Origin of the sequence: Enterobacter sp. KB-280D8, from assembly GCF_041399405.1 — a bacterium.
Classification (GTDB): domain Bacteria; phylum Pseudomonadota; class Gammaproteobacteria; order Enterobacterales; family Enterobacteriaceae; genus Enterobacter; species Enterobacter cloacae_N.
On sequence record NZ_JBGKEC010000004.1, the window covers coordinates 342,332 to 366,672 of the forward strand.

20 protein-coding genes and 1 pseudogene are annotated in these 24,341 nt (G+C 57.8%); 15 read left to right on the forward strand and 6 right to left on the reverse strand.

Annotated features, from left to right (window positions below; translation table 11 throughout):
* Positions 1–11 precede the first annotated feature (11 nt).
* Entirely contained in the window at positions 12–920 is a 909-nt protein-coding gene (yagE, locus tag AB8818_RS14590; protein ID WP_192981822.1) for a 2-keto-3-deoxygluconate aldolase, read from the reverse strand.
* Positions 921–1,162: 242 nt separating this feature from the next.
* Entirely contained in the window at positions 1,163–1,615 is a 453-nt protein-coding gene (locus tag AB8818_RS14595) for a YhcH/YjgK/YiaL family protein (protein WP_192981820.1), read from the reverse strand.
* Between the two features lie 675 nt (positions 1,616–2,290).
* Here AB8818_RS14595 and arcA point away from each other — a divergent pair.
* From arcA to AB8818_RS14620, 5 genes are all read left to right on the forward strand, one after another.
* Positions 2,291–3,511: an arginine deiminase gene (gene arcA, locus AB8818_RS14600; protein WP_080328862.1), complete on the forward strand. Its 1,221-nt coding sequence runs from the start codon at positions 2,291–2,293 to the stop codon at positions 3,509–3,511.
* A 10-nt stretch (positions 3,512–3,521) separates the two neighbouring features.
* Positions 3,522–4,433: a carbamate kinase gene (arcC, locus tag AB8818_RS14605; protein ID WP_192981818.1), complete on the forward strand. Its 912-nt coding sequence runs from the start codon at positions 3,522–3,524 to the stop codon at positions 4,431–4,433.
* Between the two features lie 93 nt (positions 4,434–4,526).
* A complete protein-coding gene (gene argF / locus AB8818_RS14610) occupies positions 4,527–5,531 on the forward strand; it encodes an ornithine carbamoyltransferase (RefSeq protein ID WP_116343961.1) in 1,005 nt (334 codons plus the stop codon).
* 47 nt (positions 5,532–5,578) lie between these two features.
* Positions 5,579–6,982 carry a YfcC family protein gene (locus tag AB8818_RS14615; RefSeq protein WP_166709957.1) on the forward strand — a complete coding sequence of 468 codons (1,404 nt, stop codon included), beginning with the start codon at positions 5,579–5,581 and terminating at the stop codon, positions 6,980–6,982.
* 80 nt (positions 6,983–7,062) lie between these two features.
* Complete coding sequence (locus AB8818_RS14620; protein ID WP_003863366.1) at positions 7,063–7,542, forward strand: arginine repressor; 480 nt, start codon at positions 7,063–7,065, stop codon at positions 7,540–7,542.
* Between the two features lie 3 nt (positions 7,543–7,545).
* Here the strand turns inward: AB8818_RS14620 and AB8818_RS14625 are convergent.
* Positions 7,546–7,663, reverse strand: a pseudogene (locus AB8818_RS14625) (hypothetical protein).
* Between AB8818_RS14625 and AB8818_RS14630 the strand changes: the two are divergent.
* The 5 genes from AB8818_RS14630 to gbpA all read left to right on the forward strand — a co-directional run bounded on the left by AB8818_RS14630 (position 7,643) and on the right by gbpA (position 11,238).
* Positions 7,643–7,747, forward strand: a complete 105-nt coding sequence (locus tag AB8818_RS14630; RefSeq protein ID WP_022646880.1) for a pyrBI operon leader peptide — start codon at positions 7,643–7,645, stop codon at positions 7,745–7,747. The pseudogene AB8818_RS14625 and the gene AB8818_RS14630 sit on opposite strands and share 21 nt — an antisense overlap.
* 34 nt (positions 7,748–7,781) lie before the next feature.
* Positions 7,782–8,714, forward strand: a complete 933-nt coding sequence (pyrB, locus tag AB8818_RS14635; protein WP_192981816.1) for an aspartate carbamoyltransferase — start codon at positions 7,782–7,784, stop codon at positions 8,712–8,714.
* 12 nt (positions 8,715–8,726) lie between these two features.
* Complete coding sequence (gene pyrI, locus AB8818_RS14640) at positions 8,727–9,188, forward strand: aspartate carbamoyltransferase regulatory subunit (RefSeq protein WP_023310197.1); 462 nt, start codon at positions 8,727–8,729, stop codon at positions 9,186–9,188.
* Between the two features lie 74 nt (positions 9,189–9,262).
* Complete coding sequence (gene ridA / locus AB8818_RS14645) at positions 9,263–9,649, forward strand: 2-iminobutanoate/2-iminopropanoate deaminase (RefSeq protein ID WP_116343965.1); 387 nt, start codon at positions 9,263–9,265, stop codon at positions 9,647–9,649.
* 137 nt (positions 9,650–9,786) lie between these two features.
* Positions 9,787–11,238 (forward strand): N-acetylglucosamine-binding protein GbpA, encoded by a 1,452-nt coding sequence (gbpA, locus tag AB8818_RS14650; RefSeq protein ID WP_192981815.1) that lies wholly within the window; start codon positions 9,787–9,789, stop codon positions 11,236–11,238.
* Between the two features lie 95 nt (positions 11,239–11,333).
* On the opposite strand, the gene AB8818_RS14655 is transcribed toward gbpA, so the two are convergent.
* Together AB8818_RS14655 and mgtA are read right to left on the reverse strand one after the other, a co-directional pair.
* The gene (locus AB8818_RS14655) at positions 11,334–13,736 is read right to left on the reverse strand and encodes a beta-N-acetylhexosaminidase (protein WP_192981813.1); all 2,403 of its coding nucleotides are present in this window, start codon (positions 13,734–13,736) and stop codon (positions 11,334–11,336) included.
* 166 nt (positions 13,737–13,902) lie between these two features.
* Entirely contained in the window at positions 13,903–16,611 is a 2,709-nt protein-coding gene (gene mgtA, locus AB8818_RS14660) for a magnesium-translocating P-type ATPase (RefSeq protein ID WP_116343558.1), read from the reverse strand.
* 391 nt (positions 16,612–17,002) lie between these two features.
* Between mgtA and treR the strand changes: the two genes are divergently transcribed.
* From treR to AB8818_RS14680, 4 genes are all read left to right on the forward strand, one after another.
* On the forward strand, positions 17,003–17,950 hold the full coding sequence (gene treR / locus AB8818_RS14665; RefSeq protein ID WP_116343559.1) for a trehalose operon repressor TreR: 948 nt from the start codon (positions 17,003–17,005) through the stop codon (positions 17,948–17,950).
* Positions 17,951–18,080: 130 nt separating this feature from the next.
* Entirely contained in the window at positions 18,081–19,499 is a 1,419-nt protein-coding gene (gene treB / locus AB8818_RS14670; RefSeq protein WP_116343620.1) for a PTS trehalose transporter subunit IIBC, read from the forward strand.
* A gap of 51 nt (positions 19,500–19,550) precedes the next feature.
* Positions 19,551–21,206, forward strand: a complete 1,656-nt coding sequence (gene treC / locus AB8818_RS14675; protein WP_192981811.1) for an alpha,alpha-phosphotrehalase — start codon at positions 19,551–19,553, stop codon at positions 21,204–21,206.
* Between the two features lie 135 nt (positions 21,207–21,341).
* The gene (locus AB8818_RS14680) at positions 21,342–22,088 is read left to right on the forward strand and encodes an oligogalacturonate-specific porin KdgM family protein (RefSeq protein ID WP_061099423.1); all 747 of its coding nucleotides are present in this window, start codon (positions 21,342–21,344) and stop codon (positions 22,086–22,088) included.
* 8 nt (positions 22,089–22,096) lie between these two features.
* Here the strand turns inward: AB8818_RS14680 and AB8818_RS14685 are convergent, their stop codons facing one another.
* Positions 22,097–22,756, reverse strand: coding sequence for a MurR/RpiR family transcriptional regulator (locus tag AB8818_RS14685; protein WP_163330709.1), 660 nt, complete (start codon positions 22,754–22,756; stop codon positions 22,097–22,099).
* Positions 22,757–22,935: 179 nt separating this feature from the next.
* Between AB8818_RS14685 and AB8818_RS14690 the strand changes: the two genes are divergently transcribed.
* Positions 22,936–24,333, forward strand: coding sequence for a PTS fructose transporter subunit IIC (locus AB8818_RS14690; RefSeq protein ID WP_163330708.1), 1,398 nt, complete (start codon positions 22,936–22,938; stop codon positions 24,331–24,333).
* Positions 24,334–24,341: the final 8 nt, after the last annotated feature.

Here is a 24,341-nt window from a genome sequence, read left to right on the forward strand (position 1 = left end):
TATCGTCCGGCTCAGCAGAGCTTGAGCTGTTGCAGCAGGGTTTTCAGCTGCGCCTTGCGCGGCTCGTCCAGCGGCGATGCGGGCGGCAGCACATGCGTGGAGATCGGGCGGCCGCAGAGCACAATCGCCTCTTTAATCACGTTCACAAACGGCGTATCCAGCTGATACATCTGCGGTATTTGCAGTAAGGTCTGATGATACTCAGCCGCTTTCGCCACGTCCCCGTCGCGCCACGCTTTCAGAAGATTCACCGACACCTGCGGTGCAAAGTTGCCGCTGGCCGAGATCGCCCCGTTGCCGCCGAGCAGCAGGGTATTAAAGAGGTGATCGTCATAGCCGCAGAGCACGGTGAAGTGCGGATGGGCACCTTTGACGGTATGGATCATGCTGCGCAGGTGGGCGACGGAGTCGATGGTGTCTTTGATGCCGATAATATTGCTGCGCGAGTCGGCGAGTGTTTTCACCAGCGCCGGGGTCAGATCCTGCCCGGTCAGCGCCGGGAAGTTATAGAGCATCACCGGCAGCGTGACGCTGTCCGCCACCTGCTCGAAATAGCGGATCAGGTTCGCTTCCGACACCTTCCAGTAGTAGGGGTTAATCACCACGATGCCGTCCGCGCCCGCCTGCTGCGCGTGCTGGCTGAGCTCAATGGTTTCCCGGGCATTGGTGCCGCCGGTGCCGATCAGAACCGGCACACGACGATCGACATGATCGATAGCAAAGCGGGCAATGGTTTTACGCTCTTCGGCACCGAGCTGGGAGAACTCGCCGCCGCTGCCCAGGAAGAACAGGCCGTCAACGCCTGCTTTGATCAGACCGTCGATCAGCGCGGCGGTGCCCGGCTTATCGAGCTGACCGTCGGCGGTAAAAATGGTGGAGACAGGGGGAATGATTCCCGTGAACAACGCGGACTGCGGCATGAGATCTCCTTGCTGAATCATTTTGTTCTACATTATAGAACAGCGTTCATTAATTTAACGATCATACTATGACGCAGAAAAAGGAGAGGTAAATGGGAAGGGAGGAGGGAGTGCGGGAAATTTAAGCTGGATCACATATTGCCCCTCACCCCGGCCCTCTCCCCAAAGGGGCGAGGGGGAAAAGATGGCTCGGTGCAGTCCCCTCTCCCCTGTGGGGAGAGGGTTAGGGTGAGGGGTAAGGGTTACTCTACCAGCATCTTCACCACAACTTTCCTGACCTTAGCAGGCGCCCCAACCGCGCACAGCGGCTTATGCACTTCACCCGGCCATAACACCACAAAATCCCCTTCGCTCAGCACCACGGTTTTCTCCTGCTCGCCTTCTGGCAGGAACGCGATGTCTTTGTCCGCCAGCCAGTCGGTGTCCGGCACGCCGTGCGGCAGGGTGCTAAACGTCATCCCTTCCTGACCCTTCATCACGATCTGGATATCCAGGTAGCGCGCGTGGTACTCGGCGCGGCGCTCGGCGAACGGCTGGGTCATGTCTTCCGAGACCAGATAAAACAGGCTGTTGCCGTTGATGTCGTGTTTCCCGAGCGGCGTGGCGTCAGTGACGTGGGCTTTAACGTGCTCAATGGCCTGGCGCAGATCGTCAGGCAGCCAGGACTGCAAATGGTGGATGTTGCCGATAATCATGTTTCAACCCTCAACATAAAACAATGTTTCATTTTTATCTTTTATACGAGAATCCCCGCTGCCATACCAGCCCTTTTTCGTTGAGATTTGCGCGAGCGCATGTTTATCGGGAATGGTGTTAATTTGCTGTTAATCCTGCTCAGGCATTTATGCAGGGGTTATGCATAACATTGGCAAGTGCATATCGCACGGCTGAACTAACCCTCTGATCATTCAGGTTAATTAACAAAACTCGTTGCCACCTCACACTTTACCGTTCTGATAATGTGCTCAAAAAAAGCCATAATTATTTAAGGATTTTTCTTAAGTCAAAATAGTTAATTACGTGAATTGCATAGCCATTCCTACAGGCATAATTAAACATTAAAAATCAGCAACATAACTGAATGCATCAAAAGATTAAAATCTACAAAATAATAACAACCTCAAATAATGCCACCGGATCCTGCTTAGTTATTCATCCTTCAATAATATGAAATTAATCATTATCTGATGCGAATCATGCAAATGGAAACAAACTCCTTAATATCCGATTTCGCGTGAGCAGCATCACAATAAGGATTATTTAACTGCCTAATATGAATCACGAAATCAATTGAGCTTAGCCGCCATGTAATTAAACACAACGCATGGCGCATGCCCTTTTTATTCTGAAAAACAGTTAAAGGAATAATTATGGAAAAGCATTATGTCGGTTCTGAAATTGGTCAATTGCGTAGCGTTATGCTGCACCGCCCAAATTTAAGTCTGAAACGTTTAACGCCATCGAACTGTCAGGAGCTGCTTTTCGATGACGTGCTCTCGGTTGAGCGGGCGGGTGAGGAGCATGATATCTTCGCAAACACGCTGCGCGATCAGGGTGTGGAAGTCCTGCTGTTGACCGACCTTCTGACACAAACCCTTGATATTACAGAAGCGAAAGCCTGGCTGCTGGATACGCAGATCTCCGACTATCGCCTCGGCCCTACTTTTGCCGGCGACGTGCGCGGCTGGCTGGCGGATATGCCGCACCGCGAACTGGCGCGCAGACTGAGCGGCGGATTAACCTACGGTGAAATTCCGGCGGCCATTAAAAATATGGTGGTCGATACCCACACGGCGAATGATTTTATTATGAAGCCGCTGCCGAACCATTTATTTACCCGCGACACCTCGTGCTGGATTTATAACGGCGTCTCTATTAACCCCATGGCCAAACCGGCACGTCAGCGTGAAACCAATAACCTGCGGGCAATATATCGCTGGCACCCGGCGTTTGCCGACGGCGATTTTATTAAGTATTTCGGCGACGAGAATATTAATTACGACCACGCCACCTTAGAGGGCGGCGACGTATTAGTAATTGGCCGCGGCGCGGTACTGATCGGCATGTCCGAACGCACGACGCCGCAGGGCGTGGAGTTCCTCGCCAACAGCCTGTTCAAACACCGTCAGGCCGAGCGCGTGATCGCCGTTGAGCTGCCCAAACACCGCTCCTGCATGCACCTCGACACCGTGATGACCCACATCGACGTGGACACCTTCTCCGTTTATCCGGAAGTGGTGCGCAAAGACGCCCAGTGCTGGACGCTCACCCCGGACGGACGCGGCGGCCTGCTGCGCACCCAGGAAACCGACCTGCTGCACGCCATCGAGAAAGCGCTCGGCATTAGCCAGGTGCGCCTGATCACCACCGGCGGCGACGCCTTTGAAGCCGAACGCGAGCAGTGGAACGACGCTAACAACGTCCTGACCATCCGCCCGGGCGTGGTAATCGGCTACGAGCGCAACGTCTGGACCAACGAGAAGTACGACAAAGCGGGCATCACCGTGCTGCCCATCCCTGGCGACGAGCTCGGACGCGGCCGCGGCGGCGCGCGCTGCATGAGCTGCCCGCTGGAACGCGACGGAATTTAAAGGAGCCATCATGGAACGAAAACCCACTCTGGTTGTGGCCCTGGGCGGCAACGCGCTGCTCAAGCGCGGCGAGCCGCTGGAAGCGGAGATCCAGCGCCAGAACATCGAGCAGGCCGCCCGCACCATCGCCGGGCTGACGGCGCAGTGGCGCGTGGTGCTGGTTCACGGCAACGGCCCGCAGGTCGGGCTGCTGGCGCTGCAGAACAGCGCCTACGACAAAGTGACGCCCTACCCGCTGGACGTTCTCGGCGCCGAAAGCCAGGGGATGATCGGCTACATGCTCCAGCAAGCGCTGAAAAATAATCTGCCGCAGCGCGAGGTGAGCGTCCTGCTCACGCAGGTCGAAGTGGACGCCGCCGACCCGGCCTTCAGCAACCCGACCAAGTACATCGGCCCGGTGTACAGCGAAGCCCAGGCGAAAGCGCTGGCCGCGGAAAAAGGCTGGGTGTTCAAGGCCGACGGGAGCTACGTCCGCCGCGTGGTGCCGTCGCCGCAGCCGAAGCGCATCGTCGAGAGCGACGCCATCACCGCGCTGATTCAGCGTGACCACCTGGTGATCTGCAACGGCGGCGGCGGCGTGCCGGTGGTGGAAAACGCCAACGGCTATCGCGGGATTGAAGCGGTGATCGACAAAGACCTCTCCGCCGCGCTGCTGGCGAGGCAGATCGGGGCCGACGCCCTGCTGATCCTCACCGATGCCGACGCGGTGTACCTCGACTGGGGCAAGCCGACCCAGCGCCCGCTGGCGCAGGTGACGCCGGAGCTACTCAGAGATATGCAGTTCGACGCCGGATCGATGGGGCCGAAAGTGGCCGCCTGCCGCGAGTTTGTTGAAGCCTGCAACGGCATTGCCGGGATCGGCGCGCTGGCCGACGGCGCAGAGATCCTGGCGGGCGAGAAAGGCACGTTGATTCGTAATTGAACACCCTTTTCCCCTCACCCACCTCTCCCTCTCCCCGTGGGAGAGGGCCGGGGTGAGGGCATCAGACAGCTAAATTTTAAAAAGGATTTACCCATGACCATCAACCTGAAAAACCGCAACTTTCTGAAACTGCTGGACTACACCCCGGCGGAGATCCAGTACCTGATCGATCTCGCCATCGACCTGAAGGCGGCCAAAAAAGCCGGGCGTGAGAAGCAAACCCTGGTCGGGAAAAACATCGCCCTGATCTTTGAAAAAACCTCCACCCGCACCCGCTGCGCCTTCGAAGTGGGCGCGTTCGACCAGGGCGCGCAGGTCACCTACCTCGGCCCAAGCGGCTCGCAGATTGGCCATAAAGAGTCGATGAAGGACACCGCCCGCGTATTAGGCCGTATGTATGACGGCATCGAATACCGCGGCTACGGCCAGGCCATCGTCGAAGAGCTGGGCGAATATGCGGGCGTGCCGGTGTGGAACGGCCTGACCGACGAGTTCCACCCAACGCAAATCCTCGCCGACCTGATGACCATGCTGGAGCATTCGCCGGGCAAAACCCTGCCGGAGCTGAGCTTTGCCTATCTCGGCGACGCGCGCAACAACATGGGCAACTCGCTGATGGTCGGCGCGGCCAAGATGGGTATGGATATTCGCCTCGTTGCGCCGAAATCCTTCTGGCCGGAAGCCGGACTGGTTGAGCAGTGCCGCGCCATCGCGAAAGAAACAGGCGCGCGCATTACCCTCACAGACGACGTGGAAGAAGGCGTGCGGGGGACCGATTTCCTCTACACCGACGTGTGGGTCTCCATGGGCGAGCCGAAGGAAGCCTGGGCCGAGCGCGTCAGCCTGATGAAGCCGTATCAGATTAACGCGGACGTGATGAAGGCCACCGGCAACCCGAACGTCAAGTTTATGCACTGCCTCCCGGCGTTCCACAACGAGCACACCAAAGTGGGCCGAGAGATCGAGATGGCGTACGGCCTGAAGGGGCTGGAGGTGACGGAAGAGGTCTTCGAATCACCGAACTCCATCGTTTTCGACGAAGCAGAGAACCGCATGCACACCATTAAAGCGGTCATGGTGGCGACACTCGGCGACTAATCACCGCCCGGCGCGCCGCGGGGTGCGCCGGGTTTCAGGAGAACATCATGGGCAAGTTTAAGTTTCCCTCCGCTTACACCATTCTCTTTTTTCTGATTGCCGTGGTTGCCGTGCTGACGTGGATTGTGCCGGCCGGGCAGTACCATATGGCGATGAACGAGGCGCTCGGCAAGGACGTGCCGGTTGCCGGCACCTACGCGCACGTGGCGGCGCATCCGCAGGGGCTGGTTTCGGTGCTGATGGCGCCGATTGCCGGGCTCTACGATCCGGAATCCGGCCAGGCCGGGGCGATCGACGTCGCGCTGTTTATTCTGATCATCGGGGGCTTCCTCGGGATCGTCACCAAAACCGGGGCGATTGACGCCGGGATCGAGCGCGTCACCACTAAGTTGCGTGGCCGCGAGGAGTGGATGATCCCGATCCTGATGGCGCTGTTTGCCGCTGGCGGCACAATTTACGGCATGGCCGAGGAGTCGCTGCCGTTCTACACCCTGCTGGTGCCGGTGATGCTGGCGGCGCGGTTCGATCCGGTCGTCGCCGCGTCCACCGTCCTGCTCGGGGCGGGGATCGGTACCCTCGGCTCTACTATTAACCCGTTCGCCACGGTGATCGCCGCCAACGCCGCCGGGATCCCCTTCACCAACGGCATCATGTTGCGCATCGCGCTGCTGGTGATTGGCTGGGTTATCTGCGTGGCGTGGGTGATGCGCTACGCCCGCAAGGTCCGCAAGGATCCGTCGCTGTCGATCGTGGCGGATAAGCAGGAAGAAAACCTCGCCCATTTCCTCGGCAATAAGGGCGAGCAGTCGCTGGAATTTACCCCGGTGCGCAAACTCATCCTGGTGATTTTCGCCCTCGCCTTCGCGGTGATGATCTACGGCGTGGCGGTGCTGGGCTGGTGGATGGCGGAGATCTCGGCGGTGTTTCTCGCCAGCGCGATTATCGTCGGGCTGATTGCACGGATGAGCGAAGAGGAGTTGACCTCAACCTTTATCAACGGCGCGCGAGATTTGCTGGGCGTCGCGCTGATTATCGGCATCGCGCGCGGTATCGTAGTGATCATGGATAAGGGCATGATTACCCACACCATTTTGCACAGCGCCGAGGGGATGGTCACCGGGTTGTCGACGGTGGCGTTTATCAACGTGATGTACTGGCTGGAAGTGGTGCTGTCGTTTCTTGTGCCATCTTCGTCCGGCCTGGCCGTTCTGACGATGCCGATCATGGCGCCGCTTGCCGATTTCGCTAACGTCAACCGCGACCTGGTGGTAACGGCTTACCAGTCGGCGTCCGGCATCGTTAACCTTGTCACTCCCACCTCTGCCGTTGTGATGGGCGGGCTGGCTATTGCCCGCGTGCCCTACGTGCGCTATCTGAAATGGGTCGCGCCGCTGCTGGGGATATTAACGGTGGTGATTATGGTGGCGTTAAGCCTGGGTGCCATGTTGTGATTTGCCGGATGGCGCTGCGCTTATCCGGCCTACGGATCGGTGCAGTGCCACCGGTTATTTCGGGAACTGATATGGGAACTATGATGGATTACGAAGAGTACTCTCCCAAAGAGCAACTACAGCTAACGGTCTGCCAGCGTCTGATCGCGGAAAAGAGCTATCTCTCTCAGGAGGAGATCCGCCGCGACTTGCAGGAGCGGGGTTTTGAGACCATCAGCCAGTCCACCGTTTCACGTCTGCTCAAGTTGCTTGGTGTCATAAAAATTCGAAATGCCAAAGGTCTAAAAATTTATTCGCTGAATCCCCAGCTGCGCCCTGCCCCCGATGCCGCGCGCACCGTATCCGAAATGGTGGTGAGCGTGGAGCACAATAGCGAATTTATCCTTATCCATACCGTTGCCGGATATGGCCGCGCGGTGGCGCGTATTCTGGATTATCACCAGTTACCGGAAATTTTAGGCGTGGTGGCCGGAAGCAGTATCGTCTGGGTCGCACCCAGGGTCGTGAAGCGCACCGCGCTGGTGCATAAGCAAATTAATTATTTACTCAGAACGCATTAATATTCATAAAGAACCGTTTGCATTGAGTAAAGCGTGCATTAAATCGCTTGATCCGCAAAGCGAGCTGCGTATAATGCCCGACAATTTGCCGGGAGGAAGCATGGTCAAGCGTGTACGACATAACGTCTTACCGCGTCTGAAATCAGACGCTGGCCTGCCGTTTTTCTTCCCGTTGCTAAACCTATTCCCAGAGCCCCTCATTTGAGGGGCTTTTTTTTGCCCGGCGTCAGGAGATAAACATGAATCCGCTTTATCAAAAACACATCATTTCCATAAGCGACCTCAGCCGCGAAGAGCTGGAACTGGTTCTGGAAACCGCGGCAAAACTGAAGGCCAATCCGCAACCGGAGCTGCTGAAGCACAAGGTGATTGCGAGCTGCTTCTTCGAAGCTTCAACCCGCACCCGCCTCTCCTTTGAAACCTCCATGCACCGCCTGGGCGCGAGCGTGGTGGGCTTCTCGGACAGCAGCAATACGTCACTGGGTAAAAAAGGCGAGACCCTGGCGGACACCATTTCAGTCATCAGTACCTACGTGGACGCGATTGTGATGCGCCACCCGCAGGAAGGCGCGGCGCGTCTGGCGACGGAATTTTCCGGCGGCATTCCGGTGCTGAACGCCGGTGACGGTGCCAACCAGCATCCGACGCAGACCCTGCTGGATCTGTTCACCATTCAGGAGACGCAGGGCACGCTCGAGAACCTGAACATCGCCATGGTCGGCGACCTGAAGTACGGCCGTACCGTCCACTCCCTGACCCAGGCGCTGGCGAAATTTAACGGCAACCGTTTCTTCTTCATCGCGCCTGACGCGCTGGCGATGCCGCAGTACATTCTCGACATGCTGGACGAAAAAGGCATTCAGTGGAGCCTGCACGCCAGCATCGAAGAGGTAGTGGGCCATGTGGATATTCTCTACATGACCCGCGTGCAGAAAGAGCGTCTGGATCCGTCCGAATACGCCAACGTGAAGGCGCAGTTCGTGCTGCGCGCCAGCGACCTCGACGGTGCCCGCGACAACATGAAGGTGCTGCATCCGCTGCCGCGCATCGATGAAATCGCCACAGACGTGGACAAAACGCCGCACGCCTGGTACTTCCAGCAGGCCGGAAACGGCATCTTCGCCCGCCAGGCGTTACTGGCACTGGTTCTGAATCGCGAATTGGCACTGTAAGGGGAAACGACAATGACACACGATAACAAACTCCAGGTTGAAGCCATCAAGCGTGGCACCGTGATTGACCACATCCCTGCACAGGTGGGCTTTAAGCTGCTGACGCTGTTCAAACTGACCGAAACCGACCAGCGCATCACCATCGGCCTGAACCTGCCGTCGGGTGAAATGGGCCGCAAGGACCTGATTAAAATTGAGAACACCTTCCTGACCGACGAGCAGGTTAACCAGCTGTCGCTGTACGCGCCGGACGCCACGGTCAACCGCATCGACGAGTATGAAGTGGTCGGAAAATCCCGCCCGAGCCTGCCGGATCGCATCGAAAGCGTGCTGGTCTGTCCGAACAGCAACTGCATCAGTCACGCTGAGCCGGTTTCCTCCAGTTTTGCAGTGAAAAAACGCGCCGATGACATCGCGCTCAAATGCAAATACTGTGAAAAAGAGTTTTCTCATTATGTGGTGCTGGCCAACTAATTGAGGTTGGTAAAGGATCCCGGCCTCCCTATAATGGCCGGGAACATTTAATCAGCTGTTATTCTGGAGAAATCATGACCAAAGTACTCGCGACGGAAAGTGCACCAGCGGCTATCGGCCCTTACGTTCAGGGCGTCGATCTGGGCAGCATGATCATCACCTCTGGGCAGATCCCGGTGAACCCGAAAACTGGTGAAGTGCCGGCCGACGTAGCGGCACAGGCGCGTCAGTCGCTGGAAAACGTGCAGGCGATCGTTGAAGCTGCCGGTCTGAAAGTGGGCGATATCGTGAAAACCACCGTTTTTGTGAAAGATCTGAACGATTTCGCGACCGTTAACGCCACGTATGAAGCCTTCTTCAACGAGCACAACGCCTCCTTCCCGGCGCGCTCCTGCGTTGAAGTGGCCCGTCTGCCAAAAGACGTGAAAATTGAAATTGAAGCGATTGCCGTACGTCGTTAATTCATTTCAATTTACAGAGGGCAGCTGAGGCTGCCTTTTTTATTTCGACCATTTTTACTCTCTGCAGGAAATGACGCATCCCCCACTCCATTAATAGACTGACGCTGCCTTGTTATATTCTAATTAATGGACAAAGAATGAAACTCTCAAAAATTGCGTTGGCCGTTGCCACACTAACGGCTGCGTCTTCAGCAATTGCACACGGATACATAGAATCTCCCGCCAGCCGCGCTTATATGTGTAAGCTAGGCCAGAATATTGACTGCGGCTCCGTTCAGTACGAACCGCAGAGCGTAGAAAAAGCTTCCGGATTCCCGACCGGCGCCATGCCCCCTGACGGCCAGCTCGCCAGCGCAGGCATTGCCAACTACTCCCAGCTTGATAAGCAGAGCCTGAACGCCTGGACCAAAACCCCCATGACGGCGGGGCCGCATGAATTTGTCTGGCACCATACCGCACCGCATAAAACCACCAACTGGCGTTATTACATTACTAAGCAGAACTGGGATCCAAATAAGCCGCTGACTCGCGATCAGTTTGAATTAACCCCATTCTGTACAATCAACGGAAATAACCAGGCTCCTGCCGTCACAAAAAGCATGACCTGTAATGTTCCTGAGCGCACGGGCTACCAGGTTATTTACGGCGTATGGGAAATTGCGGATACCTCGAACAGTTTCTATCAGGCCATTGACGTTGATTTCGGCAACGGCGGCAACGTCACCCCGGACGACACGCCTGCGGTGGTGTCCGAATGGAACAAAACGCTGAGCGGGCAGATTGCCGGTAATAACCTGAATGCAGGCGATAAAGTCATCGCGCGATTCTTCGATGCCAACGGCGAAGTTGCCGCCATGCGCACCGAGATGACCATTAGTTCAGCAGCCCAGGGGGATGCGAACCAGTGGGCATACGATCTGGCGCAGAAAATCAACGCGGCGCACAGCGACGTACGCGTCGGCGTGAAGGATGAAGCGGGTGAAATCAGCCCGGTCCACGGCGCGAACAGCGTCTTCGTCAAAGACGGCAGCGCCCTGCAGTCCGTTGCGATCTCGTATGAAGAGCAGAAGGCGGAAGTGCATGAAACCATTGCCGTTTCTAACCTGCAGTACAGCAAAATCGAGAACGGCAAGGCAACCGTCACCTTCCACGTAAACACCAAAGGTGACGTGAACCTTGAAGCACACGTGATGAACCACAGCGGTGCGGAAAAAGGCTACCTGAAGCAGGACATGAACAACGCCAACCAGGACGTGACCATGACCCTGAATGACGTGACGGCAGGTCACCACATGCTGAAATACTACGCGACCAACAAAGACGGCACGATGTTCGCCCAGGACGTGCTGAACCTGATGCTGGAAGGCGATTCAGCCGCAGACGGCACCGGTCAGCACGATTTTATCTTCCCGGACAGCATTGCGTCTTACAAAGCGGGTACCGTGGTACTGCAGCCTAAAGACGGTAAGACCTACGAGTGCAAGCCGTTCCCGTACAGCGGCTACTGCGTGCAGTACAGCCCAACCGCAAACCAGTATGAGCCAGGCGTTGGCGCACACTGGAAAGAGGCGTGGGTGCTGAAGAACTAAGTAGTCTTTTCCCCTCACCCTAACCCTCTCCCCATAGGGGAGAGGGGACCGATCGAGCCCCTCGCCCCTATGGGGAGAGGGGTTGGGGTGAGGGGTTACTGATTCCGCGTCGCGCGCAGCAGCGTCTCCAGCGGATATACCGCCGCAATCACCACCTCGTCCTGAACCTTCGCCGCGTTATCCAGCTCGCTCTGAATCGACGCAATCTCTTTATCATCCAGCGTGCCCTGGCGCGCCACCAGATCCGTCAGCCTCAGTCCAATGGAGACCAGCTTATCCACCTCCTGAATCACCGGCTTCATCGCCTTTAGCTGATAGCTGTTTTCGCTTAAGGCCAGCGCGTCGCTGGTGTTGCTCTGCCAGCGGTTAAAGACGTGGCGCAGCGCGTCGGCACTTTCCGTGTCTTCCGCGTCGCTCACCAGCCTGTCGGCCCATTTGTTCATCTGCCGCACGGTGGCGCTTTCGGCGTTCAGCGCATCCGCGAAGCGGTTGAGCGGTTCGAACTGATGATAATTTCCCGCCTGGAACTTCAGGTGCTGGCGGGTGTAATACTGCGCGGGCTCCACCGCCTGGGCGAGGATTTGCAGCGGCAGGGTGTCGGCACTGTTAGAAAGGCGCGTGAACTGCACCTGCTGCTGGGTATGCTGCTGCAGCCCGACGGACACCGTCGACCAGCTGTCCATCGCCTGCAGGCGGGTATACATGTTGTCGACATCGTTGACGTCCTTCGCTGACCACAGCCGCTCCGCCACCGCAAAGGCGCGCGGCCACAGGCGGATATCCAGCACCGGTGCGACCACGTTCTCCGCCCACAGCGCGGCTTCACCGCCGAGCAGGTTGGCCTGATTCGCCACGTCCGGCACGACGGGCGGAATGCCTTTCGGTACCTCGTCCACACGCGAGCCGCTAATCGGGTAGCGCGTATTCCCCACCAGGAAGTAACCGGAAAGCTTGTCGTTATCAACGTTGACGACCGGGCGCGTCTCGCCCATCCAGGTGTCGACGGTGAAGGTCACCTGATTGTCGTCACGCCATTCAATGTCCTGCACCGCGCGGCGGGATTTCCCGGCAAAATCAATAAATCCGCGCCAGCCGGTATCCCCTTTTACCAGCGTAAAGCTCCCCTCTACCGGCTTGCCCTTCAGGCGAGGCATGGTGAAGGCCCAGCTCTGGACGCTGTCGGTGTCTGCAATCACATCCACGCCGTTCAGCCCCTGCGGGACGATTTCATTGCGGTAGTGGTAGGCGGTGGACTGGGGCTGATCGAGATAGAAGCCCGTCGAGAGAATGCCTTTATAGCCGTTCTGCACCACCTGTCCCAGCGCGTCCTGCCCCTGCCAGGACTGGATCAGAATGCTTTTCGGCAGGTCGGGATGGTAGATCTCGTCCCAGCCGACCATCTGCCGGTGATGCTTCTCAAGGATCGTTTCCAGCCTGCGGTTGAAATACGCCTGCAGCGCGTGGCTGTCGGCAAGCTTCTTATCGCGCATAAATTGCTGAATGGCCGGGTTCGCTTTCCACTGGCTGTCGTCCACCTCATCACCGCCGATATGCAGATACGGATCGGGGAAGATCGCCGCCAGTTCGCTGACCATCGCGTCGGCAAAGGCGTAGGTTGCGTCTTTTGTTGGATCCAGCACCGGCTTCAGCACGCCCCAGCTGCGCTCCATGCTGTATGGCCCCGGCGCACTCATCAGCTCCGGATAGGCCACGGCAATCGCCGAGGCGTGGCCCGGCATGTCGATCTCCGGCACCACGCGAATGCCGCGCTCGGTGGCGTATCGCACCACCTCGCGCATCTGTTCAGGGGTGTAGAACAGCCCGTCGCTGGCAAGCTGCGTCAGCTTAGGGTAGCGCTTCGAGCTGAAGCGCCAGCCCTGATCGTCGGTCAGATGCCAGTGCAGGACGTTGAGCTTCGCCGCGGCCATGCCGTCGATCTGGCGCTTGATATCCGGCAACGGGATAAAGTGGCGCGCCGAGTCGAGCAGCAGCCCGCGCCACGGGAAGCGCGGCGAATCTTCAATGGTGACCCACGGCAGCGAGGTGCTTTCCGCTCCGTTCTGCATCAGCTGGAGCAGCGTTTCCATGGCGCGCAGCGCGCCGAAGCGGGTGTTAGCGGAGATGTTCACGCCGTTGGCGTCCACCGTGAGCTTATAGCTTTCATCGCTGTCCGGCAGCGGCTGCGGCTTGACCTTTTTGGCAATCGCGATGCGGATGGTCGGTTTGTCTGGCTTTTCAGCCTGCGGCTGCAGCGTCCAGCCGGTTTGCAGGGCAATGCGCTGGCGCAGGCGGTTGGCCGCGTCACCGAGATCGTCCCCGGTGACGCTAATGGATACGTTGTTGCTGAGCACCAGCGCGCCCTGGGTGGTCGGGCGTTCGACCTTAGCAGGCCAGGGCATCAAAGGGAGATCGCCTGCCGGAGCGGCAAAGGCAGAGGCAGAGGCAGAGGCAGAGGCGCCGAGCATCAGCCCGGCGGTTAAGAGACTGTACCGTAACATGAATGTTCCTTATCTGACGGGCCAAATAAAGGCAAAACATTCTGTTAACATGCGCTCAATTTGTCGTCAAGCGAATGCGCCGACGGAGATCACAGGTTGTTGAATTTGGGAGGAAAGCCAGTCCTCTCACCCCGGCCCTCTCCCCAAAGGGGAGAGGGTGAAAAACTTACTGCCACCCGTACCGACGCGCATAGAATCCTTTCACCATCTGCGTCAGCACCATATAGCCCGCGAGGATCGCCACCAGCCACGGGAAGTAGCTCAGCGGCAGCGCCTGCAGCTGCAGGTAGCCTGCCAGCGGCGAGAACGGCAGCGCGATGCCGAGCGCCATCACAATCCCCGTCATCACAATCAGCGGCCACGCGGCACGGCTCTGGATGAACGGAATGCGGCGGGTGCGGATCATATGCACAATCAGCGTCTGCGACAGCAGACCTACCACGAACCAGCCGGACTGGAACAGCGTCTGATGTTCCGGGGTGTTGGCATGGAACACAAACCACATCAGGCAGAAGGTCAGAATGTCAAAGATGGAGCTGATCGGCCCAAAGAACAGCATAAAGCGCCCCAGATCGGCGGGGTTCCAGCGCTGCGGCTTCTGGATCTGCTCGTCGTCCACGTTATCAAACGGAATCGCTACCTGAGACACGTCGTACATCAGGTTCTGGATCAGCAGATGCAGCGGCAGCATCGGCAGGAACGGCAGAAACGCGCTCGCCACCAGCACGCTGAAGACGTTACCGAAGTTGGAGCTGGCGGTCATTTTGATGTACTTGAGCATGTTGGCGAAGGTGCGGCGCCCTTCGATAACGCCCTCCTCCAGCACCATCAGGCTCTTTTCCAGCAGGATGATATCCGCCGCTTCGCGGGCGATATCCACCGCGCCGTCTACGGAGATGCCAATGTCCGCCGCACGCAGCGCGGGCGCGTCGTTGATACCGTCGCCCATAAAGCCCACCACGTGCCCTTCGCGACGCAGCAGGGTGACGATGCGCTCTTTGTGCATCGGGGTCAGGCGGGCAAACAGCGTGGTGCGCTGGGCAAGCTGCGCCAGTTCGTCGTCGGTGAGGTGCTCAATGTCGCTCCCCACCACCACGTCGCCCGCGTCAAGGCCGACCTCGTGGCACACTTTGGCGGCCACCAGCTCGCTGTCGCCGGTGAGGATTTTGACGGTAATACCGCTTGCCTTCAGCGCCTTCAGCGCCGGCGCGGTGGTCTCTTTCGGCGGATCGAGGAATGCGATGTAACCCTCAAGGATCAAATCGGATTCGTCGATACGCTGATAGTCCCCCTCACGCGCGGGCAGGAACTTGCTCGCCACCGCCACCACGCGCAGCCCCTGACGGTTCAGGTTGTCGGTGACGCGCTTGATGCGGCGCAGCATGGTGTCGTCCAGCGGGACGATCTCACCGTTATAGCGAACCTGCGTCGATACGTTGAGGATCTCCTGCAGCGCCCCTTTGCAGATCAGCTGATGCACGTCTGTCTGCTCGCTCACCACCACCGACATGCGGCGGCGTTCGAAGTCGAACGGGATTTCGTCCACCTTCTGCCAGCGGCCGGAGAGCGTGCGGGCGGCTTCCTCGTCCACGCCTTCCAGCACCGCCACGTCGAGCAGGTTTTTCAGCCCGGTCTGGTAGTGGCTGTTCAGCCACGCGCTGTGGAGCACGCGCTCGCTGGTTTTACCGGCGATATCGGTGTGGTTCTCCAGCACGATTTTGTCCTGCGTCAGGGTGCCGGTTTTATCGGTGCAGAGGATGTCCATCGCGCCGAAGTTCTGAATGGCGTCCAGGTGCTTGACGATCACTTTCTGTTTAGAGAGTTTCACCGCCCCGCGCGCCAGCGTGGAGGTGACAATCATCGGCAGCATTTCCGGCGTTAAGCCAACGGCCACGGAGAGCGCAAACAGCGCCGCCTCCCACCAGTCGCCCTTGGTGTAGCCGTTGATCAGCAGCACAATCGGCGTCATCACCATCATAAAGCGGATCAGCAGCATGCTGACGCGGCCAATCCCTTTCTGGAAGGCGTTCGGCTCGCTCTCCTGCTCGCTGACGCGTCCGGCAAGCTGTCCAAACCAGGTGTTGCCCCCGGTGGCGGTGACAATCGCCTGCGCGGTGCCGCTCACAACCGTGGTGCCCATAAAGCACAGGGTATCGCACTCGAGCGGGTTCATCTGCTGCGGGTCGCGGCTGCGCGATACTTTTTCAACGGGCAGGGATTCCCCGGTCAGAGAGGCTTGCGCCACGAACAGATCGCGCGCCTGGATGATGCGTAAATCCGCCGGGATCATGTCCCCCGCCGCCAGCTTCACCAGATCGCCCGGCACCAGCTGGTCGATAGGCAGCTCCACCCAGGCGTTTTCGCCGAGATCGTTAATCACCCGCGAGACGGTCGCGGTGTTGCTGACCATCGCCTTCAGGGCATCCGCCGCTTTGGTGGAGCGAGCTTCCTGAATAAAGTTCAGCAACGTGGAGATGCCCACCATCAGGGCGATGACGCCCGCGGCGAACAGATCTTCCGTCGCGTAGGAGATAATGCCGAGCACGGTCAGCAGCAGGTTGAACGGGTTGCGGTAGCAGAGCCACAGGTGCACCCACCACGGAGAGGGCTTCTGCGCCGGGATCTGGTTATCGCCGTGCACGGCGCGGATTTTTTCCACTTCAGACGCGTTCAGCCCTTCAGGATGACCGCCAAAGGCGCGCCAGACTTCGTTTTCATCCATCGCCGCCACGTTCAGGCAGCGTTCGGTCAGGGACGCGGGGATCGCCGCCCCCGCCATGTTTTTGGCATTGGGCAGCGGGTCGCGCTGAACAAGACGGTGTGGCAGGTGGCGGCTCAGCAGCGCCTGCAGCTGCCGGGTGATATTTTTAAACATAGACATTCCTCCGCATCCGCCTGGGCGGACGCAGCATTCCCTTCAGGCGTGGCAAAGCCGTACCTGTCAGGCACTCAATTTTTCAAGCAGGAACGTTTGGGACGTTGCTGCCTCACATTACCGGTGAGACAGCAAAAGCTGGCTTACCGGAAAGAACGTGTTCTCCCGTTCAGGAGAGGTGTGGGATCGGGATCCATAAAGCCTCCGGTAAGTAAAAAAACAGGGTGTCGCCGCGCAGTATAAGGATTTAAGCGTACCCTTTGTGGCGATTCGGGCGGTATTATACCCGCCTGCAAATAAACAGTACGTAAACCAGACTTTGCCCATAGCGAAATCGCGCTATAGCATTAGGCTCAATTGACCATTTTGTCGTTGTTACAGGGAAAACAGCATGCAGAACCGCCTTACGATTAAAGACATCGCGCGTTTAAGCGGTGTGGGGAAATCCACCGTGTCGCGCGTGCTGAACAACGAAAGTGGTGTCAGCGAACGCACCCGCGAACGCGTTGAGGCGGTCATGAATCAGCACGGTTTTTCCCCTTCCCGCTCCGCGCGCGCCATGCGCGGGCAGAGCGATAAAGTGGTCGCGATCATTGTTTCGCGTCTGGATTCACTCTCAGAGAACCTCGCCGTGCAGACCATGCTGCCCGCCTTCTACGAGCAGGGCTATGACCCGATCATGATGGAGAGCCAGTTCTCGCCGCAGCTGGTGGAAGAACATCTGGGCATGCTCCAGCGACGCAACATTGACGGCGTGGTGCTGTTTGGTTTTACCGGCATCAACGAAGAGATGCTGAAACACTGGCAGCCCTCTCTGGTGCTGCTGGCGCGCGATGCCCACGGTTTTGCCTCCGTCTGTTATGACGACGAGGGCGCGATTATCACCCTGATGCAGCGCCTGTTTGACGAAGGCCATCGCCACATCAGCTTCCTTGGGGTACCGCACGCGGACGTCACCACCGGCAAGCGCCGTCACGAGGCATACCTGGCCTTTTGCAAAAAGCACAATCTCCCGGCCGTGGCCTCCCTGCCGGGGCTGGGCATGAAGCAGGGCTACGAGCAGGTCGCCAGCGTTCTGACGCCGCAGACCACCGCGCTGGTGTGCGCCACCGATACCCTGGCGCTGGGCGCCAGCAAATATCTGCAGGAGCAGCGCATCGATAGCCTGCAGGTGGCGAGCGTGGGTAGCACGCCGCTGATGAAGTTCCTGCATCCTGAGATCATCACCGTCGATCCGGGCTACGCCGAGTCCGGCAGACAGGCCGCCGCGCAGCTGATCGAGCAGATTAACGGGCGGAGCGAGCCGCGTCAGATCGTCATTCCCGCTCACCTTTCGTAACCCCTCTAAAACGGATTATTGTGATCTTCGCCTGATTTCGGGAACGTTCCCATTTTCGCCGTCACGCTGAAGGAGTAGGCTTGCGCTCAGGTCATTACACCCCTCTCACCATCTGTCATGAGGTTTCATGATGAGTAAAGTCAAACAAGCAGATATCGATCGGCTGATCGTCCTGGTCGGCGGCCGCGAGAACATCGCAACCGTCAGCCATTGCATTACCCGCCTGCGCTTCGTGCTGAACGATCCGGCCAAAGCCAATCCGAAGGCCATTGAAGAGCTTTCCATGGTTAAAGGCTGCTTCACCAACGCCGGACAGTTCCAGGTGGTTATTGGTACCGAAGTGGGCGATTACTATCAGGCTCTGCTGGCGACCACCGGGCACAGCGCGGCGGATAAAGAGCAGGCCAAGAAGGCCGCGCGCCAGAATATGAAATGGCACGAGCAGCTGATTTCCCACTTCGCGGAAATTTTCTTCCCGCTGCTGCCGGCGCTGATCAGCGGGGGCTTAATCTTAGGCTTCCGTAACGTCATCGGCGATGTGCCAATGAGCGACGGCAAAACCCTGGCGCAGATGTATCCGGCGCTGAAAACCATTTACGACTTCCTGTGGCTGATTGGCGAGGCGATCTTCTTCTATCTGCCGGTCGGGATTTGCTGGTCCGCGGTGCGCAAGATGGGCGGTACACCGATTCTCGGTATCGTGCTGGGCGTCACGCTGGTCTCTCCGCAGTTAATGAACGCTTACTTACTTGGTCAGCAGGTGCCTGAGGTGTGGAACTTCGGCCTGTTTACCATCGCCAAAGTGGGCTATCAGGCGCAGGTCATTCCGGCATTGCTGGCCGGTCTGGCGCTGGGCTTTATTGAAACGCGCCTGAAGCGCATCGTGCCGGATTACCTCTATCTGGTGGTGGTGCCGGTCTGCTCGCTGATTCTGGCGGTGTTCCTGGCGCACGCCTTTATCGGTCCGTTTGGCCGCATGATCGGCGACGGCGTGGCCTTCGCGGTCCGTCACCTGATGACCGGCAGCTTCGCGCCAGTCGGTGCCGCGCTGTTTGGCTTCCTGTACGCCCCGCTGGTGATCACCGGCGTGCACCAGACCACGCTGGCTATTGATATGCAGATGATCCAGAGCCTCGGCGGCACGCCGGTCTGGCCGATTATCGCCCTGTCTAACATTGCGCAGGCGTCGGCGGTTACGGGCATCATCATCGTCAGCCGTAAGCACAACGAGCGTGAGATCTCCGTTCCGGCGGCCATCTCTGCCTACCTCGGCGTCACCGAACCGGCGATGTACGGTATCAACCTGAAATACCGCTTCCCGATGCTCTGCGCGATGATCGGCTCCGGTCTGGCGGGCCTGCTGTGCGGCCTGAACGGCGTGATGGCAAACGGGATTGGCGTCGGCGGCCTACCGGGCATCCTCTCCATCCAGCCCGCTTTCTGGCAGGTGTTTGCCCTGGCGATGGCGGTAGCGATTATCGTCCCCATGGCGCTCACCACCGTGGTTTACCAGCGTAAGTTCCGTCAGGGCACGCTGCAGATTGTTTAACTTCATCTTTCGGGGCGCACTTGCGCCCCTTCGCATTTGCAGGAACGCACTATGAATACCCTTCCTCACTGGTGGCAGAACGGCGTCATCTATCAGATTTACCCAAAGAGTTTCCAGGATACCACCGGCAGCGGCACGGGCGATCTGCGCGGCGTGACCCAGCGCCTGGATTACCTGAAATCCCTCGGCATCGACGCCATCTGGCTGACGCCGTTTTATATCTCCCCGCAGGTGGATAACGGCTACGACGTGGCGAATTACACTGCCATCGACCCGTCCTATGGCACGCTGGATGATTTCGACGAGCTGGTTGCCCGGGCGCACGAGCGCGGCATTCGCATTGTGCTCGATATGGTGTTTAACCACACCTCCACGCAGCACGCCTGGTTCCGCGAGTCGCTGAACAAAGCGAGTCCGTACCGACAGTTCTACATCTGGCGCGACGGCACGCCGGAGCAGCTTCCTAACAACTGGCGATCCAAGTTTGGCGGCAACGCCTGGCGCTGGCACGCCGAGAGCGAGCAGTACTACCTTCACCTTTTTGCCCCGGAGCAGGCAGATCTCAACTGGGAAAACCCGGCGGTGCGCGAAGAGCTGAAAAAGGTGTGCGAGTTCTGGGCCGATCGCGGCGTGGACGGCTTGCGCCTGGACGTGATTAACCTCATCTCTAAAGATCAGGATTTCCCGGACGACAGCATCGGCGACGGCCGCCGCTTCTACACCGACGGGCCGCGCATCCACGAATATCTGCAGGAGATGAGCCGCGACGTCTTCACCCCGCGCAACCTGATGACGGTGGGCGAGATGTCCTCAACCTCCCTGGAGAACTGCCAGCAGTACGCGTCGCTCGACGGGCGCGAGCTGTCGATGACCTTTAACTTCCATCATCTGAAGGTGGACTACCCCGGCGGCGAAAAGTGGACGAAGGCGAAGCCTGACTTCGTGGCGCTGAAAACCCTCTTCCGCCACTGGCAGCAGGGGATGCACAACAAAGCCTGGAACGCGCTGTTCTGGTGTAACCACGACCAGCCGCGCATCGTGTCGCGCTTTGGTGACGAAGGGGAACATCGTGTGGCTGCCGCGAAGATGCTCGGCATGGTGCTGCACGGCATGCAGGGCACGCCGTATATCTATCAGGGTGAAGAGCTGGGGATGACCAACCCGCACTTCAGCCGCATCACCGACTACCGCGACGTGGAGAGCCTGAACATGTTCGCGGAACTGCGGGCCAGCGGCCGCGAGCCGGATGAATTGCTGGCGATTCTGGCGAGCAAATCCCGCGATAACGGGCGCACGCCAATGCAGTGGGACGCGTCGCACAATGCGGGCTTTACCGAGGGCGAGCCGTGGATTGGTGTCTGCGACAACTACGAAACCGTGAACGCCCGCGCGGCGCTGGACGACCCTGATTCGATGTTCTACACCTATCGGTCGCTGATTAGCCTGCGTAAAACCCTGCCGGTGCTGACGTGGGGAGACTATGACGATTTGCTCCCGGAACACCCTTCCCTGTGGTGCTATCGCCGCCGGTGGCAGGGCCAGACGCTGATGGTAGTGGCGAACCTGAGCCGCGAGCGCCAGCAGTGGCAGCCGGACCCGGTACAGGGCGCATGGCGGGTCGCCCTTAGCAACTATGAGGACGTCCCCTCCCGTCCCGATACGCTGCTATTGCGCCCGTTTGAAGCCATCTGGTGGGTGCAGGAATAAACGTCAGGAGATACAGCATGCTGTATCTCCTTTTTTATGTTTAGCGATACGCTAAATGTACGACGATAACTTTTACATCACGACGTACCCAAAATAAAAATAGTCCTGCCAATTAAATAACCTCGGCAGGACATTATGAAAAAGACAATTATTAAAGCAACGTGTATTAGCGCATTATTATTAAGTACACAGGGATGGTGCGGAAATACGTCCGTCGACCTTCGTTTTGGGCATAATACGCGCTCAGACGTCAATGATTCACGTATTAAAGTGATGCACCAGGCGAATAACGGCTTTTACTTCTCCGTTGAAGCCGCACAAAACCACAACGATACCTTTTTTGGTGATACCGACCGTTATAATTCCGACGACAAGGGGTTAACGGAAGCGGCGCAGGAGATTGAAACGCGCTGGCGCTTCGATCTGGGAAATGGTTTCGCCGTTGCGCCTGGCATGGTGACGGTTTTCACCGCCAGCAATACCCATTACCGCCCCTTCATTCAGGGGTGGAAAGCGTTCGATAATGGTCTGAACCTCTCCGCCCGTTATCGCTATAACACCGTCAATGACGCGCACAGCGACAAAGAACTCGACGGCAGCGGCTACACCCGCCGCCAGTCACACCAGTTCGACATTTGGTTCGCGTACAACATTGGCAAATTCGGCATGTCCTACAACCCGCGCTTCCGCTGGCAGGATAATGTCGATCAAGGAACCGGGGATGATACCTACTGGGAACATACCGTCGCGTTCAACTACAAGCTCGACGATGGCTGGACGCCATACGTCGAACTGGTTTCGCTGGATAAAACCTATATCAACGATGACGGCAACCATGAAAATGATTATGCCGTACGTCTGGGGATAGTGAAGCAGCTCTGACGACCTGACTACACCGTATCGTGCTGCAGCAGCCTGCAGCCGATACGATCCACGGCGCTTAACAGTTCAAGCTGGCCCTCCCGCTGATACAGCGACACCGCGTTAATGTCGATCGGTAACGGCCAGCATAGCGTTGAAATTGCCGCCAGTGTCGACCCCTCGCGGGTAATGGCAATAATCTTTAAGCCTTTACGCAGCGCGTTACGCGCCATTTCAATCAGCGACTGCGTCTCCCCGGATTTACTGATCAGCACCAGCGTCCCCTTCGATACCCGTGTCAGCTGGTGCATGTCATTCAAAATAAGGTGCGGCAGGCTCGCCAGCGATAAAAAGCGCGACAGGTAGTTGAGGCTGGTGAGCGAGGCGCCGCGTGCATACAGATAGATATGGCTGGAATGGGCGAGCAACCTGGACACCTCCGCCACAATATCGTCCGCCTGTGGCCCTACGTCGGGCGCTACTGGCGCAGGGCTAAAATGATCGCGCAAAAAACGGTACCGGAGCTCGGTATAACTTTTATACCCCATTTTTTTACACACACGATTAACGGATGTTGTCGTTGTAAAGGTATCACGGGCAATCTCTTTTGCCGATATATTAGAAATATTACACGCGTGATGCTGAATGTATTCAAATATCAAACGTTCACTTCCCTGAAATGAATTCATAAATTACGCCCTGTTTAATCCCGACATGATATTAACACAACGGAAAAATAGTCTCTGGAAGGCGCTTCACACATTGCATTTACGCGTATCACGATACGTAATTAGTATTAGCAAACGTTAAAAACTGTTTTAGGTTCTCTTTATACTTTCCCTGTTTTCACATCCAGGGAATTATGACAATGACGAAACAAAAAGTTGTCGCGGTAACAGCCTGCCCGACGGGCATTGCACATACCTTTATGGCGGCGAATAAAATTATTGCATGGGCTAAAGCGCACAATATTGAGGTTAAGGTCGAAACGCAGGGCAGCGACGGCGTTAAAAACCGCTTAACGAAGCAGGACATCGCCTCCGCCACGGCCATTATTCTGGCAACCGACGTCCCCATTCAGGATGCCGAGCGCTTTGAAAACATTCCTCACCTTCAGACCCGTACGCAAGAGCTGATCAAGCATACCGATCGATATCTGCGCCAGGCGCTGGCCATGGAAAAAAGCGTCACCACTGTCGTACATGAAGACGATCTCCAGCGTTCGGCTTACCAGATTTTTATCGGCCATATCATGGCAGCCATCAGCTATATGCTGCCGGTGGTGGTCATGGGCGGGCTGATGATGGCAACGGCTAAAATTACCGGCCAGTTTATTAACATCGAACATTCGCCGTTCAGCGTGCTGGATAAAGTGGGCTTTATGACCATCAAGTTCATGTATCCGGTTTTCGCTATGTATCTGGCATTTTCCATTGCCGGCAAACCGGCGCTGATCCCCGGGCTTATCGGCGGCATCATGTCCGACGAAGTCTACAAGCGCTTCTTTGATATCGAAGGTTTTATGCCGTCCGGCTTTTTCGGCGCGATCGGCATCGGCTTTTTTGTGGGCTATCTGGTGCGCTGGCTGAACGATGCTATTCACGTCCGCCAGCAACTGACCACCATTAAGACCATGCTGATCGTCCCGCTGATCACCGGCATTACGCTGGTGATGGTCATGGAGTATTTGATTAACCCCATTTTTGGCTCACTTAACCAGCTGATGGTGGTCTTTTTTACCTCGGCAGGTGACACCGGGCGCGGGTTCTATTCTGCGATGATAGCCGCAGGCACCGCGTTCGACCTGGGCGGCCCGGTTAACAAGGCGGCAGGTTCCGTCGCACTCGGCCTGAATGGCATGAGCGAGACGTTTGATTTAACCGCCCGTGAACTCTCCATCGTCATCCCCTCTATTGGCGTTGGCTTTGCCGCGTTCCTTAACGGCCGCTTTGGACTACCGGATGTCTTCAGCCGGGAAGAGAAGACCGTTGGCAGCACCTCGCTATTGCTGGGCGTTATTGGGATCTCGGAAGGTGCGATCCCGTTCATCCTGAAAAACCCACGCCTGATCCCGGTGTTCATGACCGGTGCCGTCGCCGGCGCGCTGGTCGCCATTGCACTCGGCGTGAAGCAGACGCTGCCGCTACCGGCCATCTGGGGCTGGCCGCTGGCAACCAACGTGGCGGGCTACCTGGCGAGCGTCTTTATTGGCGCACTGATTTGCGCCCTGGGCGTGCTTTACGTCAGCCCAAAGAACGCCAGGTAAGGGGAACG

Coding starts and splice junctions, on each gene's coding strand:
- AB8818_RS14620 (WP_003863366.1), top strand. CDS start 7,063: ATGATGGATTACGAAGAGTACTCTCCCAAAGAGCAACTACAGCTAACG.
- treB (WP_116343620.1), top strand. CDS start 18,081: ATGAGTAAAGTCAAACAAGCAGATATCGATCGGCTGATCGTCCTGGTC.
- AB8818_RS14690 (WP_163330708.1), top strand. CDS start 22,936: ATGACGAAACAAAAAGTTGTCGCGGTAACAGCCTGCCCGACGGGCATT.
- treR (WP_116343559.1), top strand. CDS start 17,003: ATGCAGAACCGCCTTACGATTAAAGACATCGCGCGTTTAAGCGGTGTG.
- gbpA (WP_192981815.1), top strand. CDS start 9,787: ATGAAACTCTCAAAAATTGCGTTGGCCGTTGCCACACTAACGGCTGCG.
- arcA (WP_080328862.1), top strand. CDS start 2,291: ATGGAAAAGCATTATGTCGGTTCTGAAATTGGTCAATTGCGTAGCGTT.
- AB8818_RS14615 (WP_166709957.1), top strand. CDS start 5,579: ATGGGCAAGTTTAAGTTTCCCTCCGCTTACACCATTCTCTTTTTTCTG.
- AB8818_RS14655 (WP_192981813.1), bottom strand. CDS start 13,736: ATGTTACGGTACAGTCTCTTAACCGCCGGGCTGATGCTCGGCGCCTCT.
- AB8818_RS14630 (WP_022646880.1), top strand. CDS start 7,643: ATGGTCAAGCGTGTACGACATAACGTCTTACCGCGTCTGAAATCAGAC.
- AB8818_RS14680 (WP_061099423.1), top strand. CDS start 21,342: ATGAAAAAGACAATTATTAAAGCAACGTGTATTAGCGCATTATTATTA.
- pyrI (WP_023310197.1), top strand. CDS start 8,727: ATGACACACGATAACAAACTCCAGGTTGAAGCCATCAAGCGTGGCACC.
- mgtA (WP_116343558.1), bottom strand. CDS start 16,611: ATGTTTAAAAATATCACCCGGCAGCTGCAGGCGCTGCTGAGCCGCCAC.
- AB8818_RS14685 (WP_163330709.1), bottom strand. CDS start 22,756: ATGAATTCATTTCAGGGAAGTGAACGTTTGATATTTGAATACATTCAG.
- arcC (WP_192981818.1), top strand. CDS start 3,522: ATGGAACGAAAACCCACTCTGGTTGTGGCCCTGGGCGGCAACGCGCTG.
- AB8818_RS14595 (WP_192981820.1), bottom strand. CDS start 1,615: ATGATTATCGGCAACATCCACCATTTGCAGTCCTGGCTGCCTGACGAT.
- treC (WP_192981811.1), top strand. CDS start 19,551: ATGAATACCCTTCCTCACTGGTGGCAGAACGGCGTCATCTATCAGATT.
- ridA (WP_116343965.1), top strand. CDS start 9,263: ATGACCAAAGTACTCGCGACGGAAAGTGCACCAGCGGCTATCGGCCCT.
- yagE (WP_192981822.1), bottom strand. CDS start 920: ATGCCGCAGTCCGCGTTGTTCACGGGAATCATTCCCCCTGTCTCCACC.
- pyrB (WP_192981816.1), top strand. CDS start 7,782: ATGAATCCGCTTTATCAAAAACACATCATTTCCATAAGCGACCTCAGC.
- argF (WP_116343961.1), top strand. CDS start 4,527: ATGACCATCAACCTGAAAAACCGCAACTTTCTGAAACTGCTGGACTAC.